Here is a 23,434-nt window from a genome sequence, read left to right as displayed (position 1 = left end):
AGGACAGCTCGCCGTGCCGGAAGGTGCGGCGGGCAGCCAGCAACGGAGGAATGTGATCATCGTGTCGAACCGTGAGATTGGAGCATCCAAGGCACTCCGAATGCGCGTGACCGACCTCAACAAGAGGATGCGCGGCGCGCGGATTACCGAGAAGGAACTGAAGACCTTTCGAAAGGTCGCAGCCGTCATGGAGGACGGCAAGGGTAGAATTGATGCCGACGATTTGATTGCCGCATCCTTCGTCGTCGAGACGCTGGACTAACCAAGCCGCCTTTAAGATATCCAGAATGCGAGGCGCTGCAATGTCCCTCTCTCCCAGCCTATTTTCTGTTGGCCTGACTTTCCAATGCCCGCAGTGCAACTTCACCGTCATCAAGAACGGCAGTTGGTTTCAGGTCGTTTCCCATTACAAGTGCGAGGGATGCGGACGCGAGATCCGGATTACCTATCCCGACAAGATTGGTATCTTCCAGAAGCACGCGCACTTGGCCGCTCCCACGCCAGGAGCGCGGTAGATGCGGGCTGCCCCCGCGGGCGGCCCCGGGTCGGAGAGTTTGGTCAGTGTGCCGCGGCAATACTTCGCGGCCTCGGTCAGGGTTGCCTGATGGCTGCCGCGCTTGTGGATCACCTTCGACACCTGCTCCGGCGTGATGCATAATCATCGTCCGCTGACACTTTGTGGCGATCGCGGAAATCCCTCGAGATAGGAATCCCAGCATAGCCCGCGCTCCTCCTCAGAGCGCGGGCCGCAGCTCCCGATCTTCAGCGGCGGGCTAGATGGGGGATAGGCCCACCGCTCCCCATTCAACTGTTAAGCAACCGCTTATCTTCCAGGCGCGGTTCTGATCTCGCCCCGGATGTTGTTGGGAAAGATGTCCGTTTTTTCTTCCGTGATTTCGTTTTTTCTGATTGTTTGTTGCATATGCCGCTTTTGGGGGAAGCTTGGTTATGCCCGTTCAACGAAAGGCCGAGGCTGTCGGGATTTTCAATTCATCCGAGCTGGCGCTGCTTGGTCGCGTGTTCGATCGCTTGAAGATTGACCACCAATCGGAACAACAACGTGAAGTGCTCGCGTCCCGAATTATTGCCAACTACATGGCCGGAGTGGTGGACGAGGAAGAACTTCTTTCAGCTTCCAAACAGCCGCTGGGACGGTAAGCGGCTGCGCCGCCGAATCAAACACATCCTTCCAACCGCCGGTTGGTAGACGCGACGCAGCCGGCAGCCTACGATTTTTCACGATCCGCGCACCGGGCAAGTCCCGACCCACCCCGCGCTCGGTGACCGCTTGATCGCCCCGTCGCTCTCCTGTGCGGCGGGTTTTTTTGTTTCCTATGGAAATACTGGCATTCGCGCTGAGGGCCGGGCCGGTGACCCGCAAATACGTCGGCGGTGGCATCGTCAGCGTCAATCACGAGGATTTTTGGGACAAGGGCTAAAGCGGGACATCTCAGATCCCATACCTCAGGGCAATGAAGACCACCGGTGCAAAGATCAGGAAGATCGCCATTACTATAATCACGGCAAGGGCCAGGCGCTCTGTTCGCCTGACAATGGCAGCGACCTCGTCGTCGCTCGACGAGATGAGATCAACCACCGAGAAATCTGTTGGGTTAGGAGTTTGATTGTCATTTGCGGGTCGGCTTGCGACCTCATCGACATTCTGTCTGCTCTGGATAAGGGTCACAGTACTTTCCGCTGTTAGAGTGTCATATCGGGTGCCCGCCGATGGTGCACGTACAGCGGGCACCCGGTGAACCACCGATGAAGGGACTTTGCTCGGCGGCCCAATACCAATGCAGTGGTAAGGTCCTGGTTGCCGGCCCTCAGCCCTCTGTCTTTGACCCAAAGACTTCAGTCTTGCCGCATCTCGGACCAAAGCCCAGCGGAGGAACGAAGTGCCCGCCGGTCCCGTTTGCCGACAGTAATAATTCAGAGATAGGAGAGGTAGTCATGGCTGACGGTCCAACCGTTGTTAACTCAGGCGGAAATGGCGCCGGTACTGCTGTCGCCGTCGTTCTCGCAATCATCGCAATCGTGATCCTGCTATTGTTCACTGGCGTTATCAACATCAATGGCGGGGGCACCGGAAAGGACATCGACGTAAAGGTCGAAGCGCCCAACGTTGAAGCGCCTACGGTCGAAGCGCCCAAGGTCGAAGCGCCAGCCGCGCCCGCTCCGGCGAAACCGGCCGAACCTGCTCCAGCCGCGCCCGCTCCGGCAGCACCTGCTAACGGCGGCTGATTGTGATATCGGATATCGGGCCCGGCGGGATGCTCTTCCGGGCTTGATGAAAACGTCTTGCATGGAGGCGAGCCGCTCTGCGAAGCAGCGCAGGGAAAAGAAAGCCCTTCAACGGAGTTTCAATCCTTTGGCGGGGACTTGCAGAGGGATATTGCGTATGAAGATGCTCGTAACCCTCCTGGCCGCCGGCATTGCAATAACTGGCTGCGTCAGCGTAGCGGCAGCCGATCCCTGGAAGGACGAGAGCGGGCATGGGCGCTGGGTGGGTCGCTACAACGAGGATGATCACCAGCCGCGTCGAAATAGGGAGCGCGAACGCTACAGCTACAAAGAGGAATTCCGGCGCGGGAATTGCAAGATTGAGCGCAAGTGGGAAGGCGATGAATACAAGGAAGAGGTGAAGTGCAAACGCGGCTTCAGGAGGCCGGCTTACATTTATCGTTATTGAAAACAGCGCCTTTCGGAAGGGCGGCCGGCCGGCACGCATCATCGTCGCCAGCTCAGATGGGCGAGATCGGCACGCGCAAATACGTCGGCTCGGCCTTCATTAATGCCAGCCGCGATCCGCGAGCGGCTCTGAAACGCGATCCAAGTGCGCGCCGGGCCGCCACCGAAGGGCGTGAAGCGGCCAATCACGCGATGGGTCAAGCCGGTTCTGCGCCACGACTTAGGTAATAGATAGCACCTGAGACATGGCGCGTGAACCCGAGTCTTTTTTCAGGTATCACCGATCGTCCGCACGCCTCGCAGATAAGATTCGCCGACGTCGCGGGCACCTCCTGTGCCTGCGTTCATTCTATGTCCGCAGTGAGAAGGGGGCGTTGGCGGACCCGTGTTCGCCAATGGCGGGGCAGGGCGGATCTGAACGGGGCTTTTCCACGAATGACACTGATGGGCGCGGCGGCGTTGCTGATCCTGATCCTGACCTATGCCGGCGTCGCCATCGGCAGGGTACCTGGGCTGCGCCTCGACCGGGCAGGCATCGCGTTGCTCGGCGGCGCGGCGATGATTGCCATCGGCGCGCTCAGCCTGGAGGACGCCTACCGCGCGATCAATTTTGACACCATCACGCTGCTGCTCGGCATGATGATCGTCGTGGCGCATCTGAAAGTATCGGGCGCTTTCCGCGCACTCGGCGCCGTCGCCATCGAGCATGCGCACGCGCCATTCATGCTGCTGGTGATGGTGACGCTGCTGACCGGCGTTCTGTCGGCGTTCCTGGTCAACGACGCGATCTGCCTGGTCATGGCGCCGATCGTCGTCCACGTCACCCGTGTCATCAACCGCAACCCGATTCCCTATCTGATCGCCACCGCCACGGCGTCGAATTGCGGCAGCGTCGCCACCATCACCGGCAACCCGCAGAATATGGTCATCGGCGCGCTGTCAGGGGTTTCCTATCCGGCCTTCTCGGCTGCCCTGGCGCCCGTCGCCCTGTTTGGCCTCGTCGCCGTCATCGTCATCGTGCGCATCGTCTACCGGGCCGAATTCGCGCGCAAGGCCGAACTCAGCCCCGAAGTCTATCGCGGCCGCATGCTGCCGGGACAGGTGCTGAAGGCGGTGGTCGTCTGCATCGGGCTGGCGATCGCTTTCTTTGCCGGCGTGCCGGTCGCCAAGGCGGCGCTCATCGGCGGCGCCATTCTTCTGGTGACCCGCGCCATCAAGCCGGCGCGCATCTACCGCGAGATCGACGGGCCGCTGCTGTTCATGTTCGCCGGCCTGTTCATCGTCGTCGCCGGCGCCGAGAAGACGCTGCTCAGCCCTGACATCATCGCCTCGGCCAAAAACCTCGGCCTGGACGATGTCTGGCGGCTGTCCGGCTTCACCGCGGTGCTGTCCAACATCATGAGCAACGTTCCGGCCGTGCTGGCGCTGCGGCCATTCATACCCGGCCTGGAAAACCCGGAGCGCGCCTGGCTGGTCGTCGCGATGAGCTCGACGCTGGCCGGAAATTTCACGCTGCTCGGCTCGGTCGCCAATCTGATTGTCGCGGAGCACGCGCGGGTCTCCGGCACAACTCTTTCGTTCGCCGCCTTCTTCAAGGTCGGCCTGCCGCTGACGCTGGTCACGCTGCTGGTGGGCACGGCGTGGCTGGCGCTTGGGTTTTAGCCGGCACGGATCGTCGCGGCAGCAATCCTTCGTCAGGCGCTGTCTTGGGATCTCGCCCGAACGAGCATGGCAGCGGCGTGTCCGGCTGCCTCGATATAGTCGGGGTTGCGGTGGATCAGCATGATCGAGAACGCGCCATCCATCAGAAGGACGATTTCGCGCGCCAGGGTTTGTGGCTCCAAAATGCTGCGGCCTGACATTTCGCCGGCCAGCCATTTTTCGAAATTCGCCTTGTGTCGCGACCCGACCTTGATCGCCGGGTGTCCGGGCATGGCGGCGAGCTCCGCGGCCGTTCGCAGGAAACCACATCCTTTCCATTTGGGATGGCGTGCCACGCGTGCCAGATTGGTGAAGATCGCCTCGACCTTGCGATCGGGACCGCCTTCGGCGGCGTCGAACCAGCCGGCCATCTGCTTCAGATTCGGCTGGTCACGGCCATCGAGATAAGCGGCGATCAGGTCGTCCTTGCTCTTGAAATGATAGTAAAGCGTGCGCTTGGTGAGGCCTGCCTTTTCGGCGACGGCATCGACGCTGACGCGGCCAATCCCTTCAGCATAGAACAGCTTCGTCGCGGCATCGACAATACGTTTGCGGGTAGGGCTGAGCTCTTGGGGCATGGGGCAATGTATACCGACTAGTGAATATACAAGCAATCGAGAGCCTGATCCTTTCCTGTTCCTGCCACCGCATGCTGGAAAGGAAGCCAAATGACCGGACTTGTCCTGAGCGAGGTTCGCGACGGGGTTGCCGTCCTGACCCTCAATCGCCCTGAAAAACTCAACGCGCTGAACTACGCCCTGATCGACCGCCTGCTGGCCATCCTCGACGCTATCGAGGTCGATGGCTCCATCCGGGCAGTCATCCTCACCGGCGCTGGCGAGCGGGCGTTCTCGGCGGGCGGCGACATCCACGAATTCTCGGCAAGCGTGGCGCTTGGCGCCGATGCCGCCTTGCGCGACTTCGTCATGCGTGGGCAGCGATTGACGGCCAGACTGGAAGCGTTCCGCAAACCCGTCATCGCCGCGGTCAACGGTCTTGCCTTCGGCGGAGGTTGCGAAATCACCGAGGCCGTGCCGCTCGCCATCGCCAGCGAACGTGCCTCGTTCGCCAAACCCGAAATCGTTCTCGCAATGCCGCCGACGTTCGGCGGAACGCAGCGCCTGCCGAGGCTGGCCGGACGCAAGCGGGCCCTCGAGTTGCTGCTGACAGGGGAGGCGTTTTCGCCGCAGCGCGCACTCGAACTCGGCCTCGTCAACCAGGTGGTTCCACACGACGACCTGATGCCGGCAGCACTTGACCTGGCTCAGCGAATTCTGCGGCATTCACAGCTGGCGGTCGCCAGCATCCTCACCGCAGTTACGCGCGGCATCAACCAGTCCATCGCGGAAGGGTTGATGGTTGAGGCCGAACAGTTCGCTCGCATGGCGCCGACCGCCGATCTGCGCGAAGGGCTCGATGCCTGGATCGCGCGCCGCGAGCCAAGCTATTCCGGTTCGTGGACGCGCACTGCTGCGGGTGAGTGAGGCACAAGGGGACATATCGCTGGAGCCGGTTCCGGAGATATTCGAGGCGTTCGATTGCGGAGAAGCCCTGATCGGACTATTTGGCGCGGGTGGGCCAGAACGCCCAGATCAGCAAAGCCGCTAAAGCCAGCCAGAGCGCCACGACAAAGAACATTCCCGTCCTGCTTTGCGGGTGTTTTTCGAGCGCGGCAGCCCGCGCCCGAAACTCGTCCATCAGCGGCGGCGGGATAAGCCTTATCGCCAGGATTACGCCGAGCGGCACGATGATCAGGTCGTCGAGATAGCCGAGCACCGGGATGAAATCCGGGATCAGGTCGATTGGGGAAAGCGCATAGGCGGCCACCATCCCCGCCACGAGTTTCGCGGACCAGGGCACCCGAGGATCGCGCGCTGCGAACCACAGGGCGACGACATCAAGCTTGATGTCGCGCGCCCGGCGCTTTGCCGTTTCCAGCCATGCTTTCATAGGGTTACTTTAGCACAGATTGTCCGCCGACGTCCGAGCGGCGGTTGCTGGTCGAAGAAAGACCTAGACTAAGGCCCGTGGCGCATCCCAAACGACGCGCGGCGCTCTAATGTTCCGAGGGTTCGGTGCCGCTCGCCGGCTTCTCGCCCGAAACATAGGCGTCGAGAAAGTCCTGCGAGGCGACATCGTCGGCGAGGCTCCTCAGCTTTTCGGCCGCGGCCGCCCCCAAAATCGCCTCGACGCGTCTGTTGGCCTCGACCCACACAACATATGCCTGCTGGTATCGCGCTTTTCCGAGCGGCGTCAGCACGGCATGCTTCGTTCGCCGGTCGTGGGCATCCTGGCGGACCTCGACCAGACCGTCGCGCACAAGCGGCCGCAACGCGTGCGTCAGCGCTGAAATCTGGATCGCCAGGCGGGCGGCGAGGACCTGCAGCGTCGGCCCGTCCTCGCCATAAACGGCCCCGAGCCCGTCGATCTGGCCGAGCAGAAGGGTTTGCGTTGACGTCAGCCCGGTTGGGACGAGCGCCACGTCATACAACTGGCCAAGCCGCCGCGCCGCACGACGCAGCGACGAATTGATGCAGACGAAATCGTTCGGCATGCCGGGCGCTTCCGCGTCGGGCTCGTCCCGACTTTCGAGCGATGCAAACGATTCGACCGTTTTTCCCATCTTCACAAAATAGTTGAGTGCTGAACCATTGCAATGGGGCAGAGACTTGGTTAGTTGGTTGAGCACTCAACATTTGAGTGCTAAACTTTAGGAGATAACCATGTCGAACTCAGCTTCCAAGCCGATCGCCGTCGTTACCGGCGCCTCCGCCGGCATCGGCGCCGTCTATGCCGACCGCCTCGCTGCCCGTGGCTATGATCTTGTGCTCGTGGCGCGACGCGCCGAACGCCTGAAAACCCTCTCAGCGGAGTTGTCGCGGGCCTATGGCGCCAAGGTCGAGGTGATCGGCGCCGACCTGACCAAAGAGGACGGCTTGGCGCGCGTCGAGAAGGTGCTCGCCACCAACCCCGCCATCACGCTGCTTGTGAACAACGCCGGCAACGGAACGCTTGGATCGACGATAAACACGTCCGACGAGAATGCCGCGTCGACGATCGCGCTCAACATCACGGCGCTGACGCGCCTGACCCGAGCGGCGCTGCCGGCATTCCTGTCGCGCAACGCCGGGGCGATAATCAATATAGCCTCGGTCATGGCGCTGCACTCGCTGCCGATCACCTCCCTCTACAGCGGCACCAAAGGCTATGTGGTGAACTTCAGCCGTGGCCTGCAGGAGGAGCTTGCCGGGACCGGCGTCAGGCTGCAGCTCGTTCTTCCAGCTGCGACCGCCACCGAATTCTACGAATTCGCCGGCATGCCGCTTTCAGCGTTCGACCCGGCAGTGGTGATGACCGCGGAAGACATGGTCGACGCGGCCCTGGCAGGGTTCGATCAGGGTGAAGCCATCACGCTGCCGTCAGTCCACGACCGTGCGCTGTGGGAAACCTACGACGCCGCCCGCGCCACCCTGTTCGCCGCGACACAAACCGGCGAACCGGCGCCTCGCTACCAGGCGGCTTGACGCCAGCGGACCGCCCTGCGCGCGCAGGGCGCTCCGCTGGCATGGCTAGGGCGACGCCACCGTCAGATGGCCTTTCATGTTGGGATGGAAGCGGCAGAAATAGTCGACCGAACCCGCCGTCTTCAGCGTCAGGCTCGCCGCCTTCTTCGGCGGGATCATAACCTCCCAGCCGCCCTTGACGGTCGCCGTGTGGGCGAACACGTCCTTGTTGACCCACTCGATCGTGTCGCCGACCTTCGCCTCGATGCTTGCGGGCGAAAATACAAGCTTCTCGATCGTCACCTCAATCGTGTCGGCCTTGGCTGGTGCGGCACCAATGGTTAGCGCCAAAGCAACCCACAGCTGCCGTTTCGACGCCGTCGGTGCTGTTCTCATTTCAGCTTGCCGGCGACATGTTCGGCATGCTGTTCATGGCCCTGGAATATCTTCAGGCCGGTCTCCAGCAGGCTCTTCAGTTCGGCATTCTCGGCCGAGGGGATCAGCAGGGTTTTGAGCGCGCCGTTGACCTGCTTATGGTAGGCGACCTCGTTGGCGACATAGGCCTTGTCGAAGGCGGCGCCGTCGAGTTTGGCGAGCTTGGCTCGTTCCTCGGCCGCCGCCTCGGTCAGCGCCTTGCTGGTGGCGTTGTCCTCCGGCGTCAGTTTGAGATTCTTGACCAGGTCAAGCGCTTGTTTGTTTACGGCTTCATGGTCTCGCACCATATCTTTGGCGAAATCTACAACCTCTTTGTTCTTCGATTTCTCCAGCGCTTGTTTGGCCGCCTCGACGTCAAGCACGCCGGCTGTGTAGGCGATGTGGGCGATCTGCGGGTCGGTCGGCTTGTCGGCGGCTTGCGCCAACGGCGCTGCGCTGAGCAGGAAAAGCGCTGCCAGTGCGGTGGTCGATCGAATAAACATGACGTTCTCCTTCGCCGGATGCGGTTGGCTCCGGGCATTTCAGTTGACGATGATTGGATGCCGGGCGGGGCAAACGTTCCCGGGAATTCGGGAAAAATCAGTCTGTAAAGCCAAGCCGCTGCATCAACGCGGCGGTCAGCCGTTCACACCGGCGGCCGGCGAAGGGGAAGGCATTGAGCAGCACCGGGCCGATCTGATCGTCCAGCGCCTTGCGCACGAGGGCGCGGGCGCGGTGCAGGCGGCTCTTGACGGTTTCGGGCCGCACATCAAGCAGTTCGGCGGTCTCCTCGATGCTGAGACCCTCGATCACCCGCGCCACGAACACTGTCCGGTACACATCGGGAAGCCGATCGGTCGCCCGTTGGACAAGCTCGAGGATTTGCCGTTGCGCCATCGTCCGCTCCGGATCGTCGCTGGGATCGAGGGGAAATTTGATGATTTCGGCGTGTGGAGTTTGCGGCATGGCTACCGTTCGCCGTCTTTTGCGCAAGCGCCCAAGCGCCTCATTGATGACGATGCGCGACAGCCATGTGGCGAGCGAGGATTCCCCGCGAAAATCCCCGAGATGGGCAAAGGCCTTGACATAAGCCTCCTGCACGATGTCTTCAGCCTCGCTGTCGTTGCGAACGACGCTGCGGGCGATACGATAGAGTCGCTGGTTGTGCATCTTGATAATCGTGCGGAAGGCTCCGCCCTCCCGTGCCAGCGCGCGGCCGACAAGCTGCATCTCGCCAGCTGCGGCAGGCATGACGGTCAAGACAGCCGACATGACCGGTTTCCTCATCGCAAGCCAATCTCCTGACCGGAAGCAAATCCTCCGATCGAAACATTGGACGGCCTAGCCGGGAAAAGGTTCCCGACATTTTCCGGCAGCCGGCGGCCGGCAGCGACTACGCTACCGCTTCCGCCAGCAGCCTGTCTGCAGTTTGCGTGCGGGCCGTTGCGGCCAGCAGATCGGTCTGCGTGATCAGGCCGAGGATGCGCCTGTTGTCGTCTATGATGACGACGGCGTGGCTGCGGCCGTCGGTGAGCACGGGTAGGAGGCCCATGGCAGGCGCGCTCGCCGAGGCGGTTGCCACGGCCTTTGTCACGCTTTTCACCGTATCCGAGGCCCATGCCAGTTCTCGCAGTCCGACGGCGCCAACAAGCCTAGCCTCCGAATCGACGACCGGCAGCGTCCGGATGTTGTGGGCGAGCAGCAAATGACGTGCCTGGTCGGCGCGAGCGTGTTCATCGACCGAAATTACATGGCACGACATGATGTCCCTGCACAGCAAGGTCCGGTGCGTACGCACCATCGCTTGCAACTCCACCTGCCGCAGCAGCCGTTCGAGATCGTTGCGGTCGATGTCGAATGTCTCCTCCAAGGTGCCAAGCGCAGCATCGATGTCCTCGGGCCGGAAGCCGATACGCTCTTGAGCGGGTGGATCGATGGTGCCGTGGCTGTTTTTTGGCGCGGCCACCGTCACATGTGGATAGGTCCGTCGCGACAACTTGTGAAAGCCGTATCCGAGCGCGACGAGCACGATCGAGTTCAAGGCCACCGGCACGAAAGGAAACAGGAAGCCGGCACCGATGACGGCCGGTCCGCCGATCACAGCCGTCAGGGCGGCAGCCCCACCTGGTGGATGCAGGCAGCGGGTGAACGACATGGCGGCTATGGCCAATGACACCGCAATGCCCATCGCAAGGATGGGCTCATGCACGAAATACGCCACGAGCACGCCGACGAGCGCCGATATGGTGTTGCCGCCAATGATCGACCAGGGTTGCGCCAACGGGCTCGCCGGCACCGCGAACAAAAGCACGGCCGAGGCACCCATCGGCGCCACGAGCAGCGGCACATGCGGGCCGCTACCGAGCACCAGACCGCTGATCGCGCCGGTCAACGCAATGCCGATCGTCGCACCGATACAGGCGATGATCCGCTCGCGCAGCGTAGCGCCGGCAAGTATTGGGACAAAGAGGCGAAAGGCCATGGTACTGACAACTCTGGTGGCGAAACTGGGTTTGGGACGTGCCGCTTGCGGCTGATGGCCTCGCAATGAGGCCAGAATGTTGGATTTGAAAGCCAAACCGATCCGGAAAATCACAGCTTCGGGAAATAATCTTGCTGATGCGGCCGAGACCCGGCGCATGCAGGGCCGCTGCGGCGGCAGTTCCCCGCTTATGCCGCCTTCGCCGCGGCGAGACCGCGCGCAAGATCGGCCTTGAGGTCATCGACGTCCTCGAGCCCAATCTGCAGGCGCACCAGCGGGCCGTCATAAGGGCCCTTGGCGACGACGCGGTCGCCGAGGAAGACCGGCACCGCAAGGCTCTCATAGCCGCCCCAGGAATAGCCGAGGCCGAATATCCTGAGCGCGTCGAGGAAGGCATGCTGCTGTTTCTGGCCGCCGCCCGCAAGGACGATCGAAAAAATGCCGCTTGAGCCGCAGAAGTCGCGCTTCCAGAGATCATGGTCGGGATGGCTGGGAAGCGCTGGATGCAGCACGCGCCCTACGCCCGGCTGGCCCTCCAGCCAGCCGGCGATATCAAGTGCGCTGCGCTGATGATGGTCGAGGCGCACGCCCATGGTGCGCAGGCCGCGCAGCACCTGATAGACGTCGTCCGGCCCGGCGCAGCAGCCCATCGTGTAGAAGGTCTCGCAAAGCTGTTTCCAGCAGGCCTTGTTGGCCGATGCGGTGCCGAGCAGCACGTCGGAATGGCCGGCCGGATATTTCGTCGCCGCATGGATCGAGATGTCGACGCCGTGGTCGAGCGGGCGGAAGTAGAGCGGCGTCGCCCAGGTATTGTCCATCATGACGATCGCGCCGGCGGCGTGTGCCGCGCTGGCGATGGCCGGTATGTCCTGCACCTCGAAAGTGTTGGAGGCCGGCGATTCGGTGAACACGACCCTGGTGTTGGACTTGATCAGCGCCGCTATGCCGGCACCGGCATGCGGATCGTAATACTCGACGTCAACGCCCAGGCGCTTCAGCATCGTGTCGGCGAAATTGCGGGTCGGATGATAGACAGAATCGACGATCAGGACATGGTCGCCCGCCGACAGGAAGGCTAGCAGCGGCACCGTCACCGCCGCCAGGCCAGACGGCACCACAATTGTGCCGGCCGAGCCTTCCAGCCCGTCGATGGCGCTGGCAAGCGCGTCGGTGGTCGGTGTGCCGCGCGTGCCGTAGGTGTATTTCTGGCTGCGTGCCGCCATCGTCGCCGCATTCGGATAGAGCACGGTCGAGGCATGCACGACCGGCGGATTGACGAAGCCGAAATAGTCGTGCGGATTGTTGCCCGAGTGGGCAAGCCGCGTGTTGATGCCCATTTCGTTGCCGTCTTTTGTCATTCGCTTCGCCTCTGATCAAGCGCTAGCCATAGTGCGGCGGCATTGGCCGCGCAACCGCCCGACGCTCGCCAGGCGGCGGACTTCGGATATACCAATTGATCCATGGCAACTCAGGAATGCGCAGCCTTCCGAAGGCGAATTTCAAAGGCCCCAGCCCCGATTTGCGTTGGCCGGATTTTGCCGGCTTTGTTCGCACGGCTGACTAATTTCCAGGCGTGTTTGTCTGCAATTCGGGCATTTGCGGCAATTGGTTTTCAATCTCTTTCGGTTTCGGTCATTTTCCTTGACCTCACAGGAATAATCGCCTTCGATGCAGTTCGTGAATGGGAGGCAGCGCGTTGGTTGCGATGCGGGGTTCCGGGAATGGGCCGGAACGGGAAGCTGCATTCACACCGAAAAAAAGTCAGGTTCGCCTGAAAAAAACAGAAAAGGGTCTGTGGGTTATGAAACACATTGCAATCGGCATTCTGGGCGCCGCCGCGCTTGGATTGGTGGCTTCGGCCGCGTCGGCGGCCACGCTCGACGACGTCAAGGCCAAGGGCTTCATCCAATGCGGCGTCTCGACCGGTCTGGCCGGCTTCTCGGCGCCGGATGACAAGGGCGACTGGCAAGGCATCGATGCGGATTTCTGCCGCGCTGTCGCGGCCGCCGTTTTTGGCGATGGCACCAAGGTCAAGTTCACGCCGCTCAGCGCCAAGGAACGCTTCACCGCGCTACAGTCAGGCGAGATCGACATCCTGTCGCGCAACACCACCTGGACCATCAACCGCGATACGGCGCTTGGGCTGAACTTCGTCGGTGTCACCTACTATGACGGCCAGGGCTTCATGATCAACGCCAAGAAGCTGCCGGGCGTGAATTCCGCGCTGCAGCTTTCGGGCGCGGCAGTCTGCGTGCAGAGCGGCACCACGACCGAGCTCAACCTTGCCGACTATTTCAAGTCGAACAAGATGGAGTACAACCCCGTCGTCTTCGAAAAGCTGGAAGAGGTCAACGCCGCCTATGACGCCGGCCGTTGCGACGTCTACACCACCGACCAGTCCGGCCTCTACGGCATCCGCCTGACGCTTGGCGCACCCGCCGACCACGTCGTGCTGCCCGAGATCATCTCCAAGGAACCGCTCGGACCGGCCGTGCGCCAGGGCGACGACCAGTGGTACCACATCGTCAAATGGACCTATTTCGCGCTATTGCAGGCAGAGGAACTCGGCATCACCAAGGCCAATGTCGAGGAGATGAAGGCCTCGGACAATCCCGAGATCAAGCGCGTGCTCGGCCAGGAAGCAGACACCAAGATCGGCACCGATCTCGGCGTCTCCAACGACTGGGTCGTCAACATCGTCAAGGCAGTTGGCAATTACGGCGAAATGTTCGAACGCAATGTCGGTTCGGGCAGCCCGCTGAAGATCGCGCGCGGCATCAACGCGTTGTGGACCAAGGGCGGCCTGCAATACGCTCCGCCGATCCGCTGATCGAAATGTGATCCGGAAGGCAGCTTTCCTGCCTTCCGGTTTCTCTTTCCAGGGGATGGTCGAATGGCATCGCAGGAAATTCTTCGCGAGGAGCCAAGCCGCGGCTCCTTTATCAATGATCCGAAGGTCCGCGGCATATTCTTCCAGGCGGTGGTCGTCATCGTGCTGGTGGCGTTGGTCTGGTGGATCGTCCAAAACACCATCGACAATCTGACGCGCCTGCGCATTGCATCAGGCTTCAGCTTCCTCAGGGGCCGCGCGGGCTTCGACATCAGTGACAGCGCCATCGCTTATTCGTCGGATTCGACTTATGGCCGCGCCATTGTGGTCGGCTTCATCAACACGCTCATCGTTGCCGGCGCCGGCATAATCACCGCCACCATCATTGGCTTCATCCTCGGCATCGGCCGGCTTTCGCACAACTGGCTGATCCGCAAGATCTGCATGGTCTATGTCGAGGTCTTCCGCAACATCCCGCCGCTGCTGGTCATCTTCTTCTGGTATTCCGGCGTGCTTTCGGTGCTGCCGCCGCCGCGCGAAAGCATCAATTTGCCATTCGGCTCTTTTCTCAACCAGCGCGGCTTCTACTTTTTGCGTCCGATCTGGGGCGAAGGCTCCTGGCTGATCCTGGTCGCTCTGCTTCTCGGCATTGCCATGGCGTGGTTCGTCGCCCGCAAGGCGCGTCAGCGGCAGATGGCGACCGGCCAGCAGTTCCCGGTGTTCTGGACATCGGCGGCTCTGATCGTCGGCTTGCCGTTGCTGGCCTACGCGCTGAGCGGCTTCCCGCTGAGCTTTGACTATCCAAAGCAATCAACCTTCAACCTGACTGGCGGCTTTCAGGTCAAGCCGGAGTTCCTGTCGCTCTATTTGGCGCTGTCCTTCTATACGGCGGCCTTCATCGCCGAAATCGTGCGGGCCGGCATCATGGGCGTCAGCAAGGGTCAGACCGAGGCAGCCGGCGCGCTCGGGCTTCGCCCGGGATCGATCCTGCGGCTTGTCGTCATCCCGCAAGCCATGCGCATCGTCATTCCGCCGCTGACCAGCCAATATCTGAACCTGACCAAGAACTCTTCGCTCGCCATCGCCATCGGCTACCCCGACCTGACGGCGACGACCGGCACGGTGCTGAACCAGACCGGCCAGGCGATCGAGTGCGTGCTGATCATGATGGTGGTCTATCTCGCGCTCAGCCTGTTGACGTCGGCGATCATGAACGTGGTCAACGCCAGAATGGCGCTGGTGGAGAGGTAGGGACATGCAGGAGCACGACCTTTCCTTTGTCCGCGTCGAAATGGCTCTGGCACAGTCGGCGCCGTCAAGCGAGCGCGGCCTGGGCGCCTGGATACGCAAGAACCTGATTGCTTCGGCCGGCGACACGATCATGACCATCATCGGCATCGTGCTGGTCGCGATGATCCTGCCGCAACTGATCAGCTGGGCCTTCATCAACGCCCAATGGACTGGCACGGACCGCACGTTTTGCGCCACGGTGGCGCAGGGCGGCATCCAGCCGGACGGCTGGTCCGGCGCCTGTTGGGCCTTCGTCAACGCCAAGTTCGGCCAGTTCATGTTCGGCCGCTATCCAATCGATGAGCGCTGGCGGCCGATCCTAGTTGCCATCCTGTTCGTGGCACTTCTGGTGCCGCTGCTGATCCCGAAGGTGCCGCGCAAGGGGCTGAACGCCATTTTGTTCTTCGGGGCGCTGCCGATCTTTGCCTTCATCCTGCTGGTTGGCGGCGTGTTCGGCCTGCCGCATGTCGAAACCTCGTTGTGGGGCGGGCTTCTGGTGACGCTCAGCCTGTCCTTCGTCGGCATTGCCGTTTCGCTGCCGCTCGGCATCGTGCTGGCGCTGGGCCGGCGATCGAAGATGCCGATCGTCAAGATGCTGTGCGTCATCTTCATCGAGACGGTGCGCGGCATCCCGCTGATCACCGTCCTGTTCATGGCCAGCGTCATGCTGCCGCTGTTCCTGCCGGCCGGCGTCAGCTTCGACAAGTTTCTCAGGGCACTGATCGGCGTGTCGCTGTTTGCCGCTGCCTATATGGCCGAAGTGGTGCGCGGCGGCCTGCAGGCGATCCCCAAGGGCCAGTATGAGGGGGCGGATTCGCTCGGCCTCGGCTACTGGCAGAAGATGGGCCTGATCGTGCTGCCGCAGGCGCTGAAGTTGGTCATTCCGGGCATCGTCAACACCTTCATCGGCATGTTCAAGGATACCAGCCTGGTTTCAATTATCTCGATGTTCGACCTGCTCGGCGTCGTCAAACAGAATTTTTCCGACGCCAACTGGGCAACGCCGCAGACGGCCAGGTCCGGCCTCGTGTTCGCTGCCTTCGTCTTTTGGCTGTTCTGTTTTGGCATGTCGCGCTATTCGATGTTCACGGAACGCCGGCTCGACACCAGCTACAAACGCTAAGAACAAAAAAGGGAACCTTCCATGGCCACAGAAAATGCAGTCAGCGCGGAAGAGATCAAGGTCAATGCCGCCAAGATGCAGGTTTCCACCACCGATGTCGCCATCGACATCATCGCCATGCACAAATGGTACGGCGAATTCCATGTCCTGAAGGACATCAACCTGAAGGTGATGCGCGGCGAGCGGATCGTCATTTGCGGCCCTTCGGGCTCTGGCAAATCGACGATGATCCGCTGCATCAACCGGCTGGAAGAGCACCAGAAGGGCAAAATCTTCGTCGACGGCAAGGAATTGACCAACGATCTGAAAAAAATCGACGAGGTGCGCCGCGAGGTCGGCATGGTGTTCCAGCACTTCAATCTGTTCCCGCATTTGACCATCCTGGAAAACTGCACGCTGGCGCCGATCTGGGTGCGCAAGACGCCGAAGAAGCAGGCCGAGGAAATCGCCATGCACTTCCTCACGCGCGTCAAGATCCCGGAACAGGCCAACAAATATCCCGGCCAGCTTTCCGGCGGCCAGCAGCAGCGCGTGGCCATCGCCCGCTCGCTGTGCATGAACCCGCGCATCATGCTGTTCGACGAGCCGACCTCGGCGCTCGATCCGGAAATGATCAAGGAAGTGCTGGAGACGATGGTCGGCCTCGCCGAAGAGGGCATGACCATGCTCTGCGTCACCCACGAGATGGGCTTTGCGCGCAAGGTCGCCAACCGGGTGATCTTCATGGATCAGGGCCAGATCGTCGAGCAGAATACGCCGGCCGAGTTCTTCGACCATCCGCGCCACGAGCGTACAAAACTGTTCCTGTCGCAGATCCTGCACTGATCGCTCTCGCGCAAATCGAAAAAGCCCGGCCGAAACCCGGCCGGGCTCTTTTGCGTCTGAGCTGTCAGCCGGCGATCGAGAGCCGATTGCAAGACCGTCGCCCATGAAGAAGCCATCCCTCATTGGGCGTTTTCTCGCCATTCCGGTGGTGGCGATCGTGCTCGCCGTGATGCTGGGCACGTTCATTCCACGGCCGCTCTTGCCGGCGGCGGCCGCAGATCCCATCGCCACCAGGCACATCCTGGTGCTGAAAAATCCGATCCACACCGATATCGCCATTCCGGTCGACGACGATGTGCGCAAGCGCTTCCATTTCCTGGTCGATGGCGGCATTCCCACCGACATGGCCGAAGTCCGCTACATCGTCTTCGGCTGGGGCGGCCGCGCCTTCTATCTGGAGACGCCGAGCTGGTCGGAGCTGAAGACCGTGCCGGTGATGAAGGCGCTGACCCTTGACGCTTCGGTGATGCATGTCGATGTCGCCGGCAACATTGCCGAGCCGCACCCCGACGTTGCCGGCTTCGACATCGCCGAGGAGCGTTTTGCGGCGCTGCTCGACTTCATCGCCGCGAGTTTCCAGCAAGGGCCGAACGGCCCGATCCTGATCGAGAACGCCGCCTATTCCAGGTTCGATCGCTTCTACGAAGCCAACGGCCACTTCAACGCGCTGGTCGGCTGCAACACCTGGACCGCGGCTGCTCTGCGTATCGCCGGCCTGCGGACAGGCTGGTGGAATCCGCTGCCGGCCACGCTGGACCTATCGATAAGGATTTACAATTGAGAGTTCCGGGCAATCAGTCGGCTTGGCATTGCTGAGTGGGGCAAAAGCGCCTCATTCCTTCGCGCCCCCCTCTGTCCTGCCGGACATCTCCCCCACAAGGAGGGAGATTGGCAGTTTCGGCGCTGCGCTTCATCCTGCAACGTTGGAGATTGGCGAAAGCCGAGGTGACGGCCGATCTCCCCCCAAAGTGGGGGAGATGTCCGGCAGGACAGAGGGGGGCGCTGTCCCGCCAGCCTATCGAGCTTTCATCGCCGATCGCCAGAGTCCGGCGCCTGCCAGCCATAGAGCCAGTCCAAATCCGCCGCGAGCTTTTCGGGCGAGCGCAGCTTCAGGAACAGGTTGCGCGCGACCGCCACCGGCCCGGAAGCGTGCCAGGCAAAGCGGTTGACGGCGCCGCGGCGGGCGACTTTGGCGATGCGCGGCCGCCGCATTTTTTCCCAGGCAGCAAGCGCGCCCCATGGATCGGCGGGCGAGGCGGCGATAAAGCCGGCAAGGGTTGCGGCATCCTCGACCGCCATCGCCGCGCCCTGCGCCGCAAACGGCGTCATCGCATGCGCCGCATCACCGATCAGCGCGATACCGGCGGGCGTCGTCCATGGCTGTGCCTGGTCAACAGTATGGATCGGCCATGCCGTCCACAGGCCGGCATCCTCGGCAAGCCGGGCCAGTGCTGCCGCCGTGCCACGCATGGCGCCGACGAGGATTTCGGGGTCGGCGTGGCCCGACCAGCCCTCGGCGATGATCTCGCCCCTGGTGAAGGCGGCCAGATTGAACGCCGCGCCATTGCTGACCGGATAGGCGACGAGGTGGAAGCCGGGATGCAGGAAGGCGGTCACGCAATTGGCGGCGCCAACCGCCGCAACGGCTTCTCCCGCGACACTGTCTGCGCTGACCGTCGCGCGCCAGGCAAGCTCGCCCGAAAACCGGCTTTGGGCGGCAAATCCGCCGAAGGCACGGATCGCCGACCAGACGCCGTCGGCACCGATCAGCAGAAAGCCGTCGGCTTCGATGGTCTTGCCGGCAATCTCGACTGTTGCCGTGGTATGGTGCGGTCCTGCCGCGACGCCGCCGACGCGCGCTCCGGTGACGAGACTGATGTCCGGCTGTTCGGCAAGGCGCGCCATCAGCGCCTCTTGCAGATCAGCCCGATGAGCGACGAGATAGGGCGCCTGCCAGCGCCTTTCGGCTGCTTCGCCAAGCGGCACCCGCGCCAGCTCGCGCAGCGTGGCGGCGTCCTTGAGCACGACCGCCTCCGGCCGCACCGCCGCCGGCAACAGCCGGTCGAGCACGCCGAGCTGGCGAAGGATGCGCGTCGCGTTGGGTGAGAGCTGGATGCCGGCGCCGGCCGCTTCGAGGCGCGGCGCCTGCTCAAACAGCCGCACCAGATAGCCGCGCTCGGAAAATGCCAGCGCCGCAGTCAGTCCGGCGACGCCGGCTCCGGCGATGACGACCTGCCCGGACCGCGTGTCGTCCATAGGGATGACGTGCGCGTCAGGCGGCCTGGTCGATATACAGGCATCCCGCAGGCTGCGTTTCCGTCGCCTTCAGCTTTGGCGAATAGCGATAAAGCGTCGAGCAATAGGGGCAGACCTTTTCATTGTCGTCGCCCATGTCGAGAAACACATGCGGATGGTCGAAAGGCGGGTTGGCGCCGGTGCACATGAATTCCTTGACGCCGATGTCGATCGCCGCATAGCCCGCATCGTTCTGGAAATGGGGAATGGAACCGCCTGCCATCGTCGTCTCCTAAATTTGCCGCATGACCTCGGATCATGCGCAAAATCAAAATTCTACCGCGTCCTTTGCGCGTCCAAAGGACGCGCTGCGCTGTACCTGGATTGCATCTGGATCATAAGCTGTCTCTTTGCAAGATCGATGAAATCAAACTGTCGTAAAAGCCTGTCACAGGATAAGCTAAGCCGGTTAAGGCATGGCCGCGAAAATCGAATTCGGTTTCGCTGGGGATCATGCGTAGCTTAAAAGTGGTAGAGCGTCCTTTGCGCATCCGGAACGACGCGTGACGCTCTGGGCAGCGGGTGCGAAACGAGCAGGAACCATGAACGAACTAAAGCCGGTGCAGAGCGAATTCACCACTGTCGAGGTGGCGAGCCCAGAGGGCGGCAACCCGGACCGCTTCGTCAACCGCGAGTTTTCCTGGCTGCAATTCAACCGCCGCGTCCTTGAGGAGTCGCTGAACGCCAATCATCCGCTGCTCGAGCGTGTCCGCTTCCTGTCGATATCCGCCGCCAATCTCGACGAGTTCTTCATGGTGCGCGTCGCCGGTCTCGCCGGCCAGGTTCGCGAAGGCATCACGCTGAAGAGCCCGGACGGCCGCACCCCCGAACAACAGCTGGAACAGCTGCTGCGCGAGGTCGAGCGTCTGCAGGAGGATCAGCAGAATAGCCTTTCCGCGCTGATGCTGCTGCTCGACAAGGAAGGCATCGAGAGCATCAGCCGCGATGCGCTGACCAAGGACGAGAAGACCTGGCTCGAGGATCATTTCCAGGAGCAGGTCTTTCCGGTGCTCACACCGCTTTCGATCGACCCGGCGCATCCGTTCCCGTTCATTCCCAATCTCGGCTTCTCGATGGCCCTGCAACTGCGCCATCGCAGGAATGGCGAGGAGATGAGTGCGCTGTTGCGTCTGCCGGTGGCGCTGAAGCGCTTCATCCGCTTGCCGGACCGCAAGCGTCATGTCCGCTTCATTCCACTGGAAGAGGCGGTCGGCCTCTATATCGGCAAGCTGTTCCCCGGCTACGAAGTCAAGGGCTCCGGCACGTTCCGCATCATCCGCGACAGTGACATCGAGGTCGAGGAGGAGTCCGAGGATCTCGTGCGCCTGTTCGAGACGGCGCTGAAGCGCCGCCGCCGCGGCTCGGTCATCCGCATCGAATTCGACAAGCTGATGCCGGCCGAGCTGCGCGAGTTCGTCGCCGGCGAGCTTGGCGTCTCGTCGAGCCGCATCAGCGTGCTCACCGGTCCGCTGGCGCTCAGCCAGATTTCCGAGATCGTCGCCATCGCCCGCGACGATCTCAAGTTCACGCCCTATAATCCGCGCTTTCCCGAGCGCATCCGCGAGCATGGCGGTGACTGTTTCGCTGCTATACGCGAGAAGGACATCATCGTTCACCACCCCTACGAATCCTTCGATGTGGTGGTGCAGTTCCTGCGCCAGGCGATGGCCGATCCGGAAGTGGTGGCGATCAAGCAGACGCTCTATCGCACCTCGAACGACAGCCCGATCGTGCGCGCCTTGGTCGACGCGGCCGAGGCCGGCAAGTCGGTGACGGCGCTGGTCGAGCTCAAGGCGCGTTTCGACGAGGAAGCCAACATCCGCTGGGCCCGCGATCTCGAGCGCGCCGGCGTTCAGGTCGTGTTCGGCTTCCTCGAGCTGAAGACCCACGCAAAAATGTCGCTGGTGGTGCGGCGCGAGGACGGCAAGCTGCGCAACTACGTGCATCTCGGCACCGGCAACTACCACCCGGTCACCGCGCGCATCTACACCGACTTGTCCTTCTTCACCACCGATCCGACGATCGCCCGTGATGTCGCCCAGCTGTTCAACTTCATCACCGGCTACGCCGAGCCGACCGAGGAGATGCGGCTGGCCATCTCGCCCTTCACGCTGCGCAAGCGCATCCTCAAGCACATTTCGGACGAGATTGCCCATGCGCTGGAGGGCAGGCCGGCCCGCATCTGGATGAAGATGAATTCGCTGGTCGACCCGATCATCATCGACGCGCTCTATGACGCCAGCCGCGCCGGCGTCGAGATCGATCTCGTCGTGCGCGGCATCTGCTGCCTGAGGCCTCAGGTCCCGGGCCTGTCGGAAAACATAAGGGTCAAGTCGATCGTCGGCCGTTTCCTTGAACACAGCCGCATCTACTGTTTCGGCAACGGCCATGGCCTGCCGTCGGACGGGGCGGTCGTCTACATCTCATCGGCCGATTTGATGCCGCGCAATCTCGACCGCCGCGTCGAAACCATGGTGCCGATCACCAATCCAACGGTGCATGAACAAGTGCTCGGCCAGATCATGCTGGGCAACATCATGGACAACCAGCAAAGTTTCGACGTATTGGCTGATGGAACCTCTCGGCGCTCCGTGCTTGAGGAGGGCGAGGAACCGTTCAACGCGCAGGAATATTTCATGACCAATCCGAGCCTTTCCGGACGGGGTGATGCGCTGAAATCGCATGCGCCCAAGCGCATCGCGCAGTTCAAGCGCCGCAAGAAAAACGGCGCAGCGACCGGCTGATGATTTCAACGTCCCAGGGCCGGCTTCAGGACCGCCGACCGCTGTCCATCATCGACATCGGGTCGAACTCGATCCGTCTTGTGGTCTATGAGGGGCTGTCGCGCTCGCCGACCACGCTGTTCAACGAAAAGATGCTGGCTGGCCTGGGTCGCGGCATCGTGTCGACCGGAAAGCTGGACCCCGAGGCGGTGACGCGTTCGATGGAGGAGTTTCGCCGTTTCCGTGCGCTGTCCGAGCAGGCCGGCGCCGAGCACATGTATGTGCTGGCGACCGCGGCTGCCCGCGAGGCGGTCAACGGTCCCGATTTCATCCACCGCGCCGAAGATGTGCTCAAGACCGAGGTCCAGGTGCTGAGCGGACGCCAGGAAGCCCATTATTCCGCGCTTGGCGTCATTTCCGGCTTCCATCCGGCTGACGGCATCGCCGGCGACCTCGGCGGTGGCAGTCTTGAGCTGGTAGACGTCGACGGCGAGACGATCGGCGACGGCATCACGCTGCCGCTGGGCGGCCTGCGCTTGCAGGACATGGCGAAGAACTCACTGGCCCAGGCCGGAAAGATAGCGCGCGACGAGCTCGCGAAGGCAAAGCTCCTGAAAGGCGGGCGGGGCAGGCCATTCTATGCGGTCGGCGGCACCTGGCGAAACCTAGCCCGGCTGCACATGGAAATGACCAACTATCCGCTGAGCGTCATGCACCATTACGAGATCGGCATCGAAAGCGCCGCGAACTTCCTCAAGCAGGTGGCCAAGGGTGAGATCGAGAAGGTGAAGGGTATCGAAGGCGTCTCGAAGAACCGCCGTTCGCTGCTGCCTTATGGCGCCATCGTGCTGCAGGAGATCATGGCGGCAATGCAGCCGTCCAAGATCATCGTTTCGGCGCTGGGCGTGCGCGAGGGCTTTCTCTATTCGCTGCTCGACGAGGCCGAGCAGAAGGCGGATCCGCTGATCTCGGCCTCGGAGGAACTCGCCCGGCTGCGCTCGCGCTCGGTCGCCCACGCACATGAGCTTGTCGAGTGGACCGGCAAGACCTTTGCCGCCTTCGGCATCGACGAGACCGACGACGAGAGGCGCTATCGCCAGGCCGCCTGTCTGCTTGCCGACATCGGTTGGCGCGCGCATCCCGAATATCGCGGCAAGCAGTCGCTCAACATCATCGCCCATGCCTCCTTCATCGGCGTCGACCATCCCGGGCGCGCCTTCCTGGCGCTTGTCAATCTGTTTCGCCACGAGGGCTTGTTCAACGATGCCGCTCCGGAAATCCGGGGGCTGGCGACGCCGCGCTATCTCGAGCGCGCCCGCGCACTGGCCGCGGTGATGCGCGTCGTCTACGTGCTGACGGCGGCGATGCCGGGCGTCATGCCGCGGCTGAAATGGGAGAATCGCGGCAATGGCGTGCTTGCGCTGGTGCTGCCGGCCTCTTTGTCCGATCTTTACGGCGAGCGGCCTGCCGGGCGCCTGGCGCAACTGGCGAGGGTCACCAATCGCCGGCTGGTGCTGGCGGTCGAGGGGGGGTCTAGCGGTTCGGTGAAATAGACGC

26 protein-coding genes are annotated in these 23,434 nt (G+C 62.3%); 14 read left to right on the top strand and 12 right to left on the bottom strand.

Annotated elements, in window-relative coordinates; genetic code table 11:
- The first annotated feature begins 61 nt into the window (after positions 1-61).
- Positions 62-262, top strand: coding sequence for a hypothetical protein (locus tag EJ075_RS32210; RefSeq protein ID WP_095489328.1), 201 nt, complete (start codon positions 62-64; stop codon positions 260-262).
- 58 nt (positions 263-320) lie between these two features.
- Here the strand turns inward: EJ075_RS32210 and EJ075_RS33320 are convergent, their stop codons facing one another.
- Positions 321-485, bottom strand: coding sequence for a hypothetical protein (locus EJ075_RS33320; protein ID WP_164547239.1), 165 nt, complete (start codon positions 483-485; stop codon positions 321-323).
- Positions 486-948: 463 nt separating this feature from the next.
- Here EJ075_RS33320 and EJ075_RS32200 point away from each other — a divergent pair, with 463 nt between their 5' ends.
- The gene (locus tag EJ075_RS32200) at positions 949-1,158 is read left to right on the top strand and encodes a hypothetical protein (protein WP_126107086.1); all 210 of its coding nucleotides are present in this window, start codon (positions 949-951) and stop codon (positions 1,156-1,158) included.
- Positions 1,159-1,450: 292 nt separating this feature from the next.
- Here EJ075_RS32200 and EJ075_RS32195 read toward each other — a convergent pair whose 3' ends face one another.
- Complete coding sequence (locus tag EJ075_RS32195) at positions 1,451-1,687, bottom strand: hypothetical protein (protein ID WP_126107085.1); 237 nt, start codon at positions 1,685-1,687, stop codon at positions 1,451-1,453.
- 266 nt (positions 1,688-1,953) lie between these two features.
- Here EJ075_RS32195 and EJ075_RS32190 point away from each other — a divergent pair, with 266 nt between their 5' ends.
- From EJ075_RS32190 to EJ075_RS32180, 3 genes are all read left to right on the top strand, one after another.
- Positions 1,954-2,244, top strand: a complete 291-nt coding sequence (locus EJ075_RS32190; RefSeq protein WP_126107084.1) for a hypothetical protein — start codon at positions 1,954-1,956, stop codon at positions 2,242-2,244.
- 157 nt (positions 2,245-2,401) lie between these two features.
- Entirely contained in the window at positions 2,402-2,692 is a 291-nt protein-coding gene (locus EJ075_RS32185; protein ID WP_126107083.1) for a hypothetical protein, read from the top strand.
- A gap of 434 nt (positions 2,693-3,126) precedes the next feature.
- Positions 3,127-4,353, top strand: coding sequence for an anion transporter (locus EJ075_RS32180; protein WP_126107082.1), 1,227 nt, complete (start codon positions 3,127-3,129; stop codon positions 4,351-4,353).
- A 32-nt stretch (positions 4,354-4,385) separates the two neighbouring features.
- On the opposite strand, the gene EJ075_RS32175 is transcribed toward EJ075_RS32180, so the two are convergent.
- On the bottom strand, positions 4,386-4,970 hold the full coding sequence (locus tag EJ075_RS32175) for a TetR/AcrR family transcriptional regulator (RefSeq protein WP_126107081.1): 585 nt from the start codon (positions 4,968-4,970) through the stop codon (positions 4,386-4,388).
- 90 nt (positions 4,971-5,060) lie between these two features.
- On the opposite strand from EJ075_RS32175, the gene EJ075_RS32170 reads away from it, so the two are divergent.
- The gene (locus tag EJ075_RS32170; RefSeq protein ID WP_095489310.1) at positions 5,061-5,876 is read left to right on the top strand and encodes a crotonase/enoyl-CoA hydratase family protein; all 816 of its coding nucleotides are present in this window, start codon (positions 5,061-5,063) and stop codon (positions 5,874-5,876) included.
- Positions 5,877-5,952: 76 nt separating this feature from the next.
- Here the strand turns inward: EJ075_RS32170 and EJ075_RS32165 are convergent, their stop codons facing one another.
- Together EJ075_RS32165 and EJ075_RS32160 are read right to left on the bottom strand one after the other, a co-directional pair.
- On the bottom strand, positions 5,953-6,342 hold the full coding sequence (locus EJ075_RS32165) for a YkvA family protein (protein WP_095489309.1): 390 nt from the start codon (positions 6,340-6,342) through the stop codon (positions 5,953-5,955).
- A 106-nt stretch (positions 6,343-6,448) separates the two neighbouring features.
- A complete protein-coding gene (locus EJ075_RS32160; protein WP_245458063.1) occupies positions 6,449-6,946 on the bottom strand; it encodes a MarR family transcriptional regulator in 498 nt (165 codons plus the stop codon).
- Positions 6,947-7,115: 169 nt separating this feature from the next.
- On the opposite strand from EJ075_RS32160, the gene EJ075_RS32155 reads away from it, so the two are divergent.
- Positions 7,116-7,916 (top strand): SDR family oxidoreductase, encoded by an 801-nt coding sequence (locus tag EJ075_RS32155; protein ID WP_126107080.1) that lies wholly within the window; start codon positions 7,116-7,118, stop codon positions 7,914-7,916.
- A 45-nt stretch (positions 7,917-7,961) separates the two neighbouring features.
- Here EJ075_RS32155 and EJ075_RS32150 read toward each other — a convergent pair whose 3' ends face one another.
- From EJ075_RS32150 to EJ075_RS32130, 5 genes are all read right to left on the bottom strand, one after another.
- Positions 7,962-8,291, bottom strand: coding sequence for a cupredoxin family copper-binding protein (locus tag EJ075_RS32150; RefSeq protein WP_126107079.1), 330 nt, complete (start codon positions 8,289-8,291; stop codon positions 7,962-7,964).
- Positions 8,288-8,812 (bottom strand): DUF4142 domain-containing protein, encoded by a 525-nt coding sequence (locus EJ075_RS32145; RefSeq protein ID WP_126107078.1) that lies wholly within the window; start codon positions 8,810-8,812, stop codon positions 8,288-8,290. Before EJ075_RS32145 ends, EJ075_RS32150 begins: the two co-directional genes overlap by 4 nt.
- Before the next feature lie 97 nt (positions 8,813-8,909).
- Positions 8,910-9,581: an RNA polymerase sigma factor gene (locus EJ075_RS32140; protein ID WP_095489327.1), complete on the bottom strand. Its 672-nt coding sequence runs from the start codon at positions 9,579-9,581 to the stop codon at positions 8,910-8,912.
- Between the two features lie 121 nt (positions 9,582-9,702).
- A complete protein-coding gene (locus tag EJ075_RS32135) occupies positions 9,703-10,791 on the bottom strand; it encodes an HPP family protein (RefSeq protein ID WP_126107077.1) in 1,089 nt (362 codons plus the stop codon).
- A gap of 188 nt (positions 10,792-10,979) precedes the next feature.
- Entirely contained in the window at positions 10,980-12,149 is a 1,170-nt protein-coding gene (locus EJ075_RS32130) for a cystathionine beta-lyase (RefSeq protein ID WP_095489303.1), read from the bottom strand.
- A gap of 443 nt (positions 12,150-12,592) precedes the next feature.
- Between EJ075_RS32130 and EJ075_RS32125 the strand changes: the two genes are divergently transcribed.
- The 5 genes from EJ075_RS32125 (at position 12,593) to EJ075_RS32105 (ending at position 17,640) form a co-directional block, all read left to right on the top strand.
- Entirely contained in the window at positions 12,593-13,621 is a 1,029-nt protein-coding gene (locus tag EJ075_RS32125; RefSeq protein ID WP_095489302.1) for an amino acid ABC transporter substrate-binding protein, read from the top strand.
- A gap of 63 nt (positions 13,622-13,684) precedes the next feature.
- Positions 13,685-14,872 carry an amino acid ABC transporter permease gene (locus EJ075_RS32120; RefSeq protein ID WP_126107076.1) on the top strand — a complete coding sequence of 396 codons (1,188 nt, stop codon included), beginning with the start codon at positions 13,685-13,687 and terminating at the stop codon, positions 14,870-14,872.
- A gap of 4 nt (positions 14,873-14,876) precedes the next feature.
- Complete coding sequence (locus EJ075_RS32115; RefSeq protein ID WP_126107075.1) at positions 14,877-16,034, top strand: amino acid ABC transporter permease; 1,158 nt, start codon at positions 14,877-14,879, stop codon at positions 16,032-16,034.
- Positions 16,035-16,055: 21 nt separating this feature from the next.
- Positions 16,056-16,859: an amino acid ABC transporter ATP-binding protein gene (locus tag EJ075_RS32110; protein ID WP_095489299.1), complete on the top strand. Its 804-nt coding sequence runs from the start codon at positions 16,056-16,058 to the stop codon at positions 16,857-16,859.
- A gap of 103 nt (positions 16,860-16,962) precedes the next feature.
- Entirely contained in the window at positions 16,963-17,640 is a 678-nt protein-coding gene (locus tag EJ075_RS32105; protein ID WP_126107074.1) for a TIGR02117 family protein, read from the top strand.
- A 245-nt stretch (positions 17,641-17,885) separates the two neighbouring features.
- Here EJ075_RS32105 and EJ075_RS32100 read toward each other — a convergent pair whose 3' ends face one another.
- Both EJ075_RS32100 and EJ075_RS32095 read right to left on the bottom strand, forming a co-directional pair.
- Complete coding sequence (locus EJ075_RS32100; protein WP_126107073.1) at positions 17,886-19,115, bottom strand: FAD-dependent monooxygenase; 1,230 nt, start codon at positions 19,113-19,115, stop codon at positions 17,886-17,888.
- 16 nt (positions 19,116-19,131) lie between these two features.
- Positions 19,132-19,377, bottom strand: a complete 246-nt coding sequence (locus tag EJ075_RS32095; protein WP_029354249.1) for a zinc-finger domain-containing protein — start codon at positions 19,375-19,377, stop codon at positions 19,132-19,134.
- A gap of 319 nt (positions 19,378-19,696) precedes the next feature.
- Here EJ075_RS32095 and EJ075_RS32090 point away from each other — a divergent pair, with 319 nt between their 5' ends.
- Complete coding sequence (locus EJ075_RS32090) at positions 19,697-21,898, top strand: RNA degradosome polyphosphate kinase (RefSeq protein WP_126107072.1); 2,202 nt, start codon at positions 19,697-19,699, stop codon at positions 21,896-21,898.
- Positions 21,898-23,430, top strand: coding sequence for an exopolyphosphatase (gene ppx / locus EJ075_RS32085; RefSeq protein WP_126107071.1), 1,533 nt, complete (start codon positions 21,898-21,900; stop codon positions 23,428-23,430). Before EJ075_RS32090 ends, ppx begins: the two co-directional genes overlap by 1 nt.
- Positions 23,431-23,434 lie beyond the last annotated feature (4 nt).

The organism is Mesorhizobium sp. M6A.T.Cr.TU.016.01.1.1 (genome assembly GCF_003952585.1).
GTDB classification, from domain to species: Bacteria; Pseudomonadota; Alphaproteobacteria; order Rhizobiales; family Rhizobiaceae; genus Mesorhizobium; species Mesorhizobium mediterraneum.
This window is presented reverse-complemented; position numbering and strand designations above follow the sequence as displayed.

Bases quoted from the DNA above. Each gene is read 5' to 3' on its own strand.
- EJ075_RS32095 (WP_029354249.1), bottom strand. From the start codon at position 19,377: ATGGCAGGCGGTTCCATTCCCCATTTCCAGAACGATGCGGGCTATGCG.
- EJ075_RS32135 (WP_126107077.1), bottom strand. From the start codon at position 10,791: ATGGCCTTTCGCCTCTTTGTCCCAATACTTGCCGGCGCTACGCTGCGC.
- EJ075_RS32105 (WP_126107074.1), top strand. From the start codon at position 16,963: ATGAAGAAGCCATCCCTCATTGGGCGTTTTCTCGCCATTCCGGTGGTG.
- EJ075_RS32090 (WP_126107072.1), top strand. From the start codon at position 19,697: ATGAACGAACTAAAGCCGGTGCAGAGCGAATTCACCACTGTCGAGGTG.
- EJ075_RS32125 (WP_095489302.1), top strand. From the start codon at position 12,593: ATGAAACACATTGCAATCGGCATTCTGGGCGCCGCCGCGCTTGGATTG.
- EJ075_RS32100 (WP_126107073.1), bottom strand. From the start codon at position 19,115: ATGGACGACACGCGGTCCGGGCAGGTCGTCATCGCCGGAGCCGGCGTC.
- EJ075_RS32155 (WP_126107080.1), top strand. From the start codon at position 7,116: ATGTCGAACTCAGCTTCCAAGCCGATCGCCGTCGTTACCGGCGCCTCC.
- EJ075_RS32190 (WP_126107084.1), top strand. From the start codon at position 1,954: ATGGCTGACGGTCCAACCGTTGTTAACTCAGGCGGAAATGGCGCCGGT.
- EJ075_RS32145 (WP_126107078.1), bottom strand. From the start codon at position 8,812: ATGTTTATTCGATCGACCACCGCACTGGCAGCGCTTTTCCTGCTCAGC.
- EJ075_RS32170 (WP_095489310.1), top strand. From the start codon at position 5,061: ATGACCGGACTTGTCCTGAGCGAGGTTCGCGACGGGGTTGCCGTCCTG.
- EJ075_RS32120 (WP_126107076.1), top strand. From the start codon at position 13,685: ATGGCATCGCAGGAAATTCTTCGCGAGGAGCCAAGCCGCGGCTCCTTT.
- EJ075_RS32180 (WP_126107082.1), top strand. From the start codon at position 3,127: ATGACACTGATGGGCGCGGCGGCGTTGCTGATCCTGATCCTGACCTAT.
- EJ075_RS32140 (WP_095489327.1), bottom strand. From the start codon at position 9,581: ATGTCGGCTGTCTTGACCGTCATGCCTGCCGCAGCTGGCGAGATGCAG.
- EJ075_RS32185 (WP_126107083.1), top strand. From the start codon at position 2,402: ATGAAGATGCTCGTAACCCTCCTGGCCGCCGGCATTGCAATAACTGGC.
- EJ075_RS32160 (WP_245458063.1), bottom strand. From the start codon at position 6,946: ATGCCGAACGATTTCGTCTGCATCAATTCGTCGCTGCGTCGTGCGGCG.
- EJ075_RS32175 (WP_126107081.1), bottom strand. From the start codon at position 4,970: ATGCCCCAAGAGCTCAGCCCTACCCGCAAACGTATTGTCGATGCCGCG.
- EJ075_RS32165 (WP_095489309.1), bottom strand. From the start codon at position 6,342: ATGAAAGCATGGCTGGAAACGGCAAAGCGCCGGGCGCGCGACATCAAG.
- EJ075_RS32150 (WP_126107079.1), bottom strand. From the start codon at position 8,291: ATGAGAACAGCACCGACGGCGTCGAAACGGCAGCTGTGGGTTGCTTTG.
- ppx (WP_126107071.1), top strand. From the start codon at position 21,898: ATGATTTCAACGTCCCAGGGCCGGCTTCAGGACCGCCGACCGCTGTCC.
- EJ075_RS32130 (WP_095489303.1), bottom strand. From the start codon at position 12,149: ATGACAAAAGACGGCAACGAAATGGGCATCAACACGCGGCTTGCCCAC.
- EJ075_RS32115 (WP_126107075.1), top strand. From the start codon at position 14,877: ATGCAGGAGCACGACCTTTCCTTTGTCCGCGTCGAAATGGCTCTGGCA.
- EJ075_RS32200 (WP_126107086.1), top strand. From the start codon at position 949: ATGCCCGTTCAACGAAAGGCCGAGGCTGTCGGGATTTTCAATTCATCC.
- EJ075_RS32110 (WP_095489299.1), top strand. From the start codon at position 16,056: ATGGCCACAGAAAATGCAGTCAGCGCGGAAGAGATCAAGGTCAATGCC.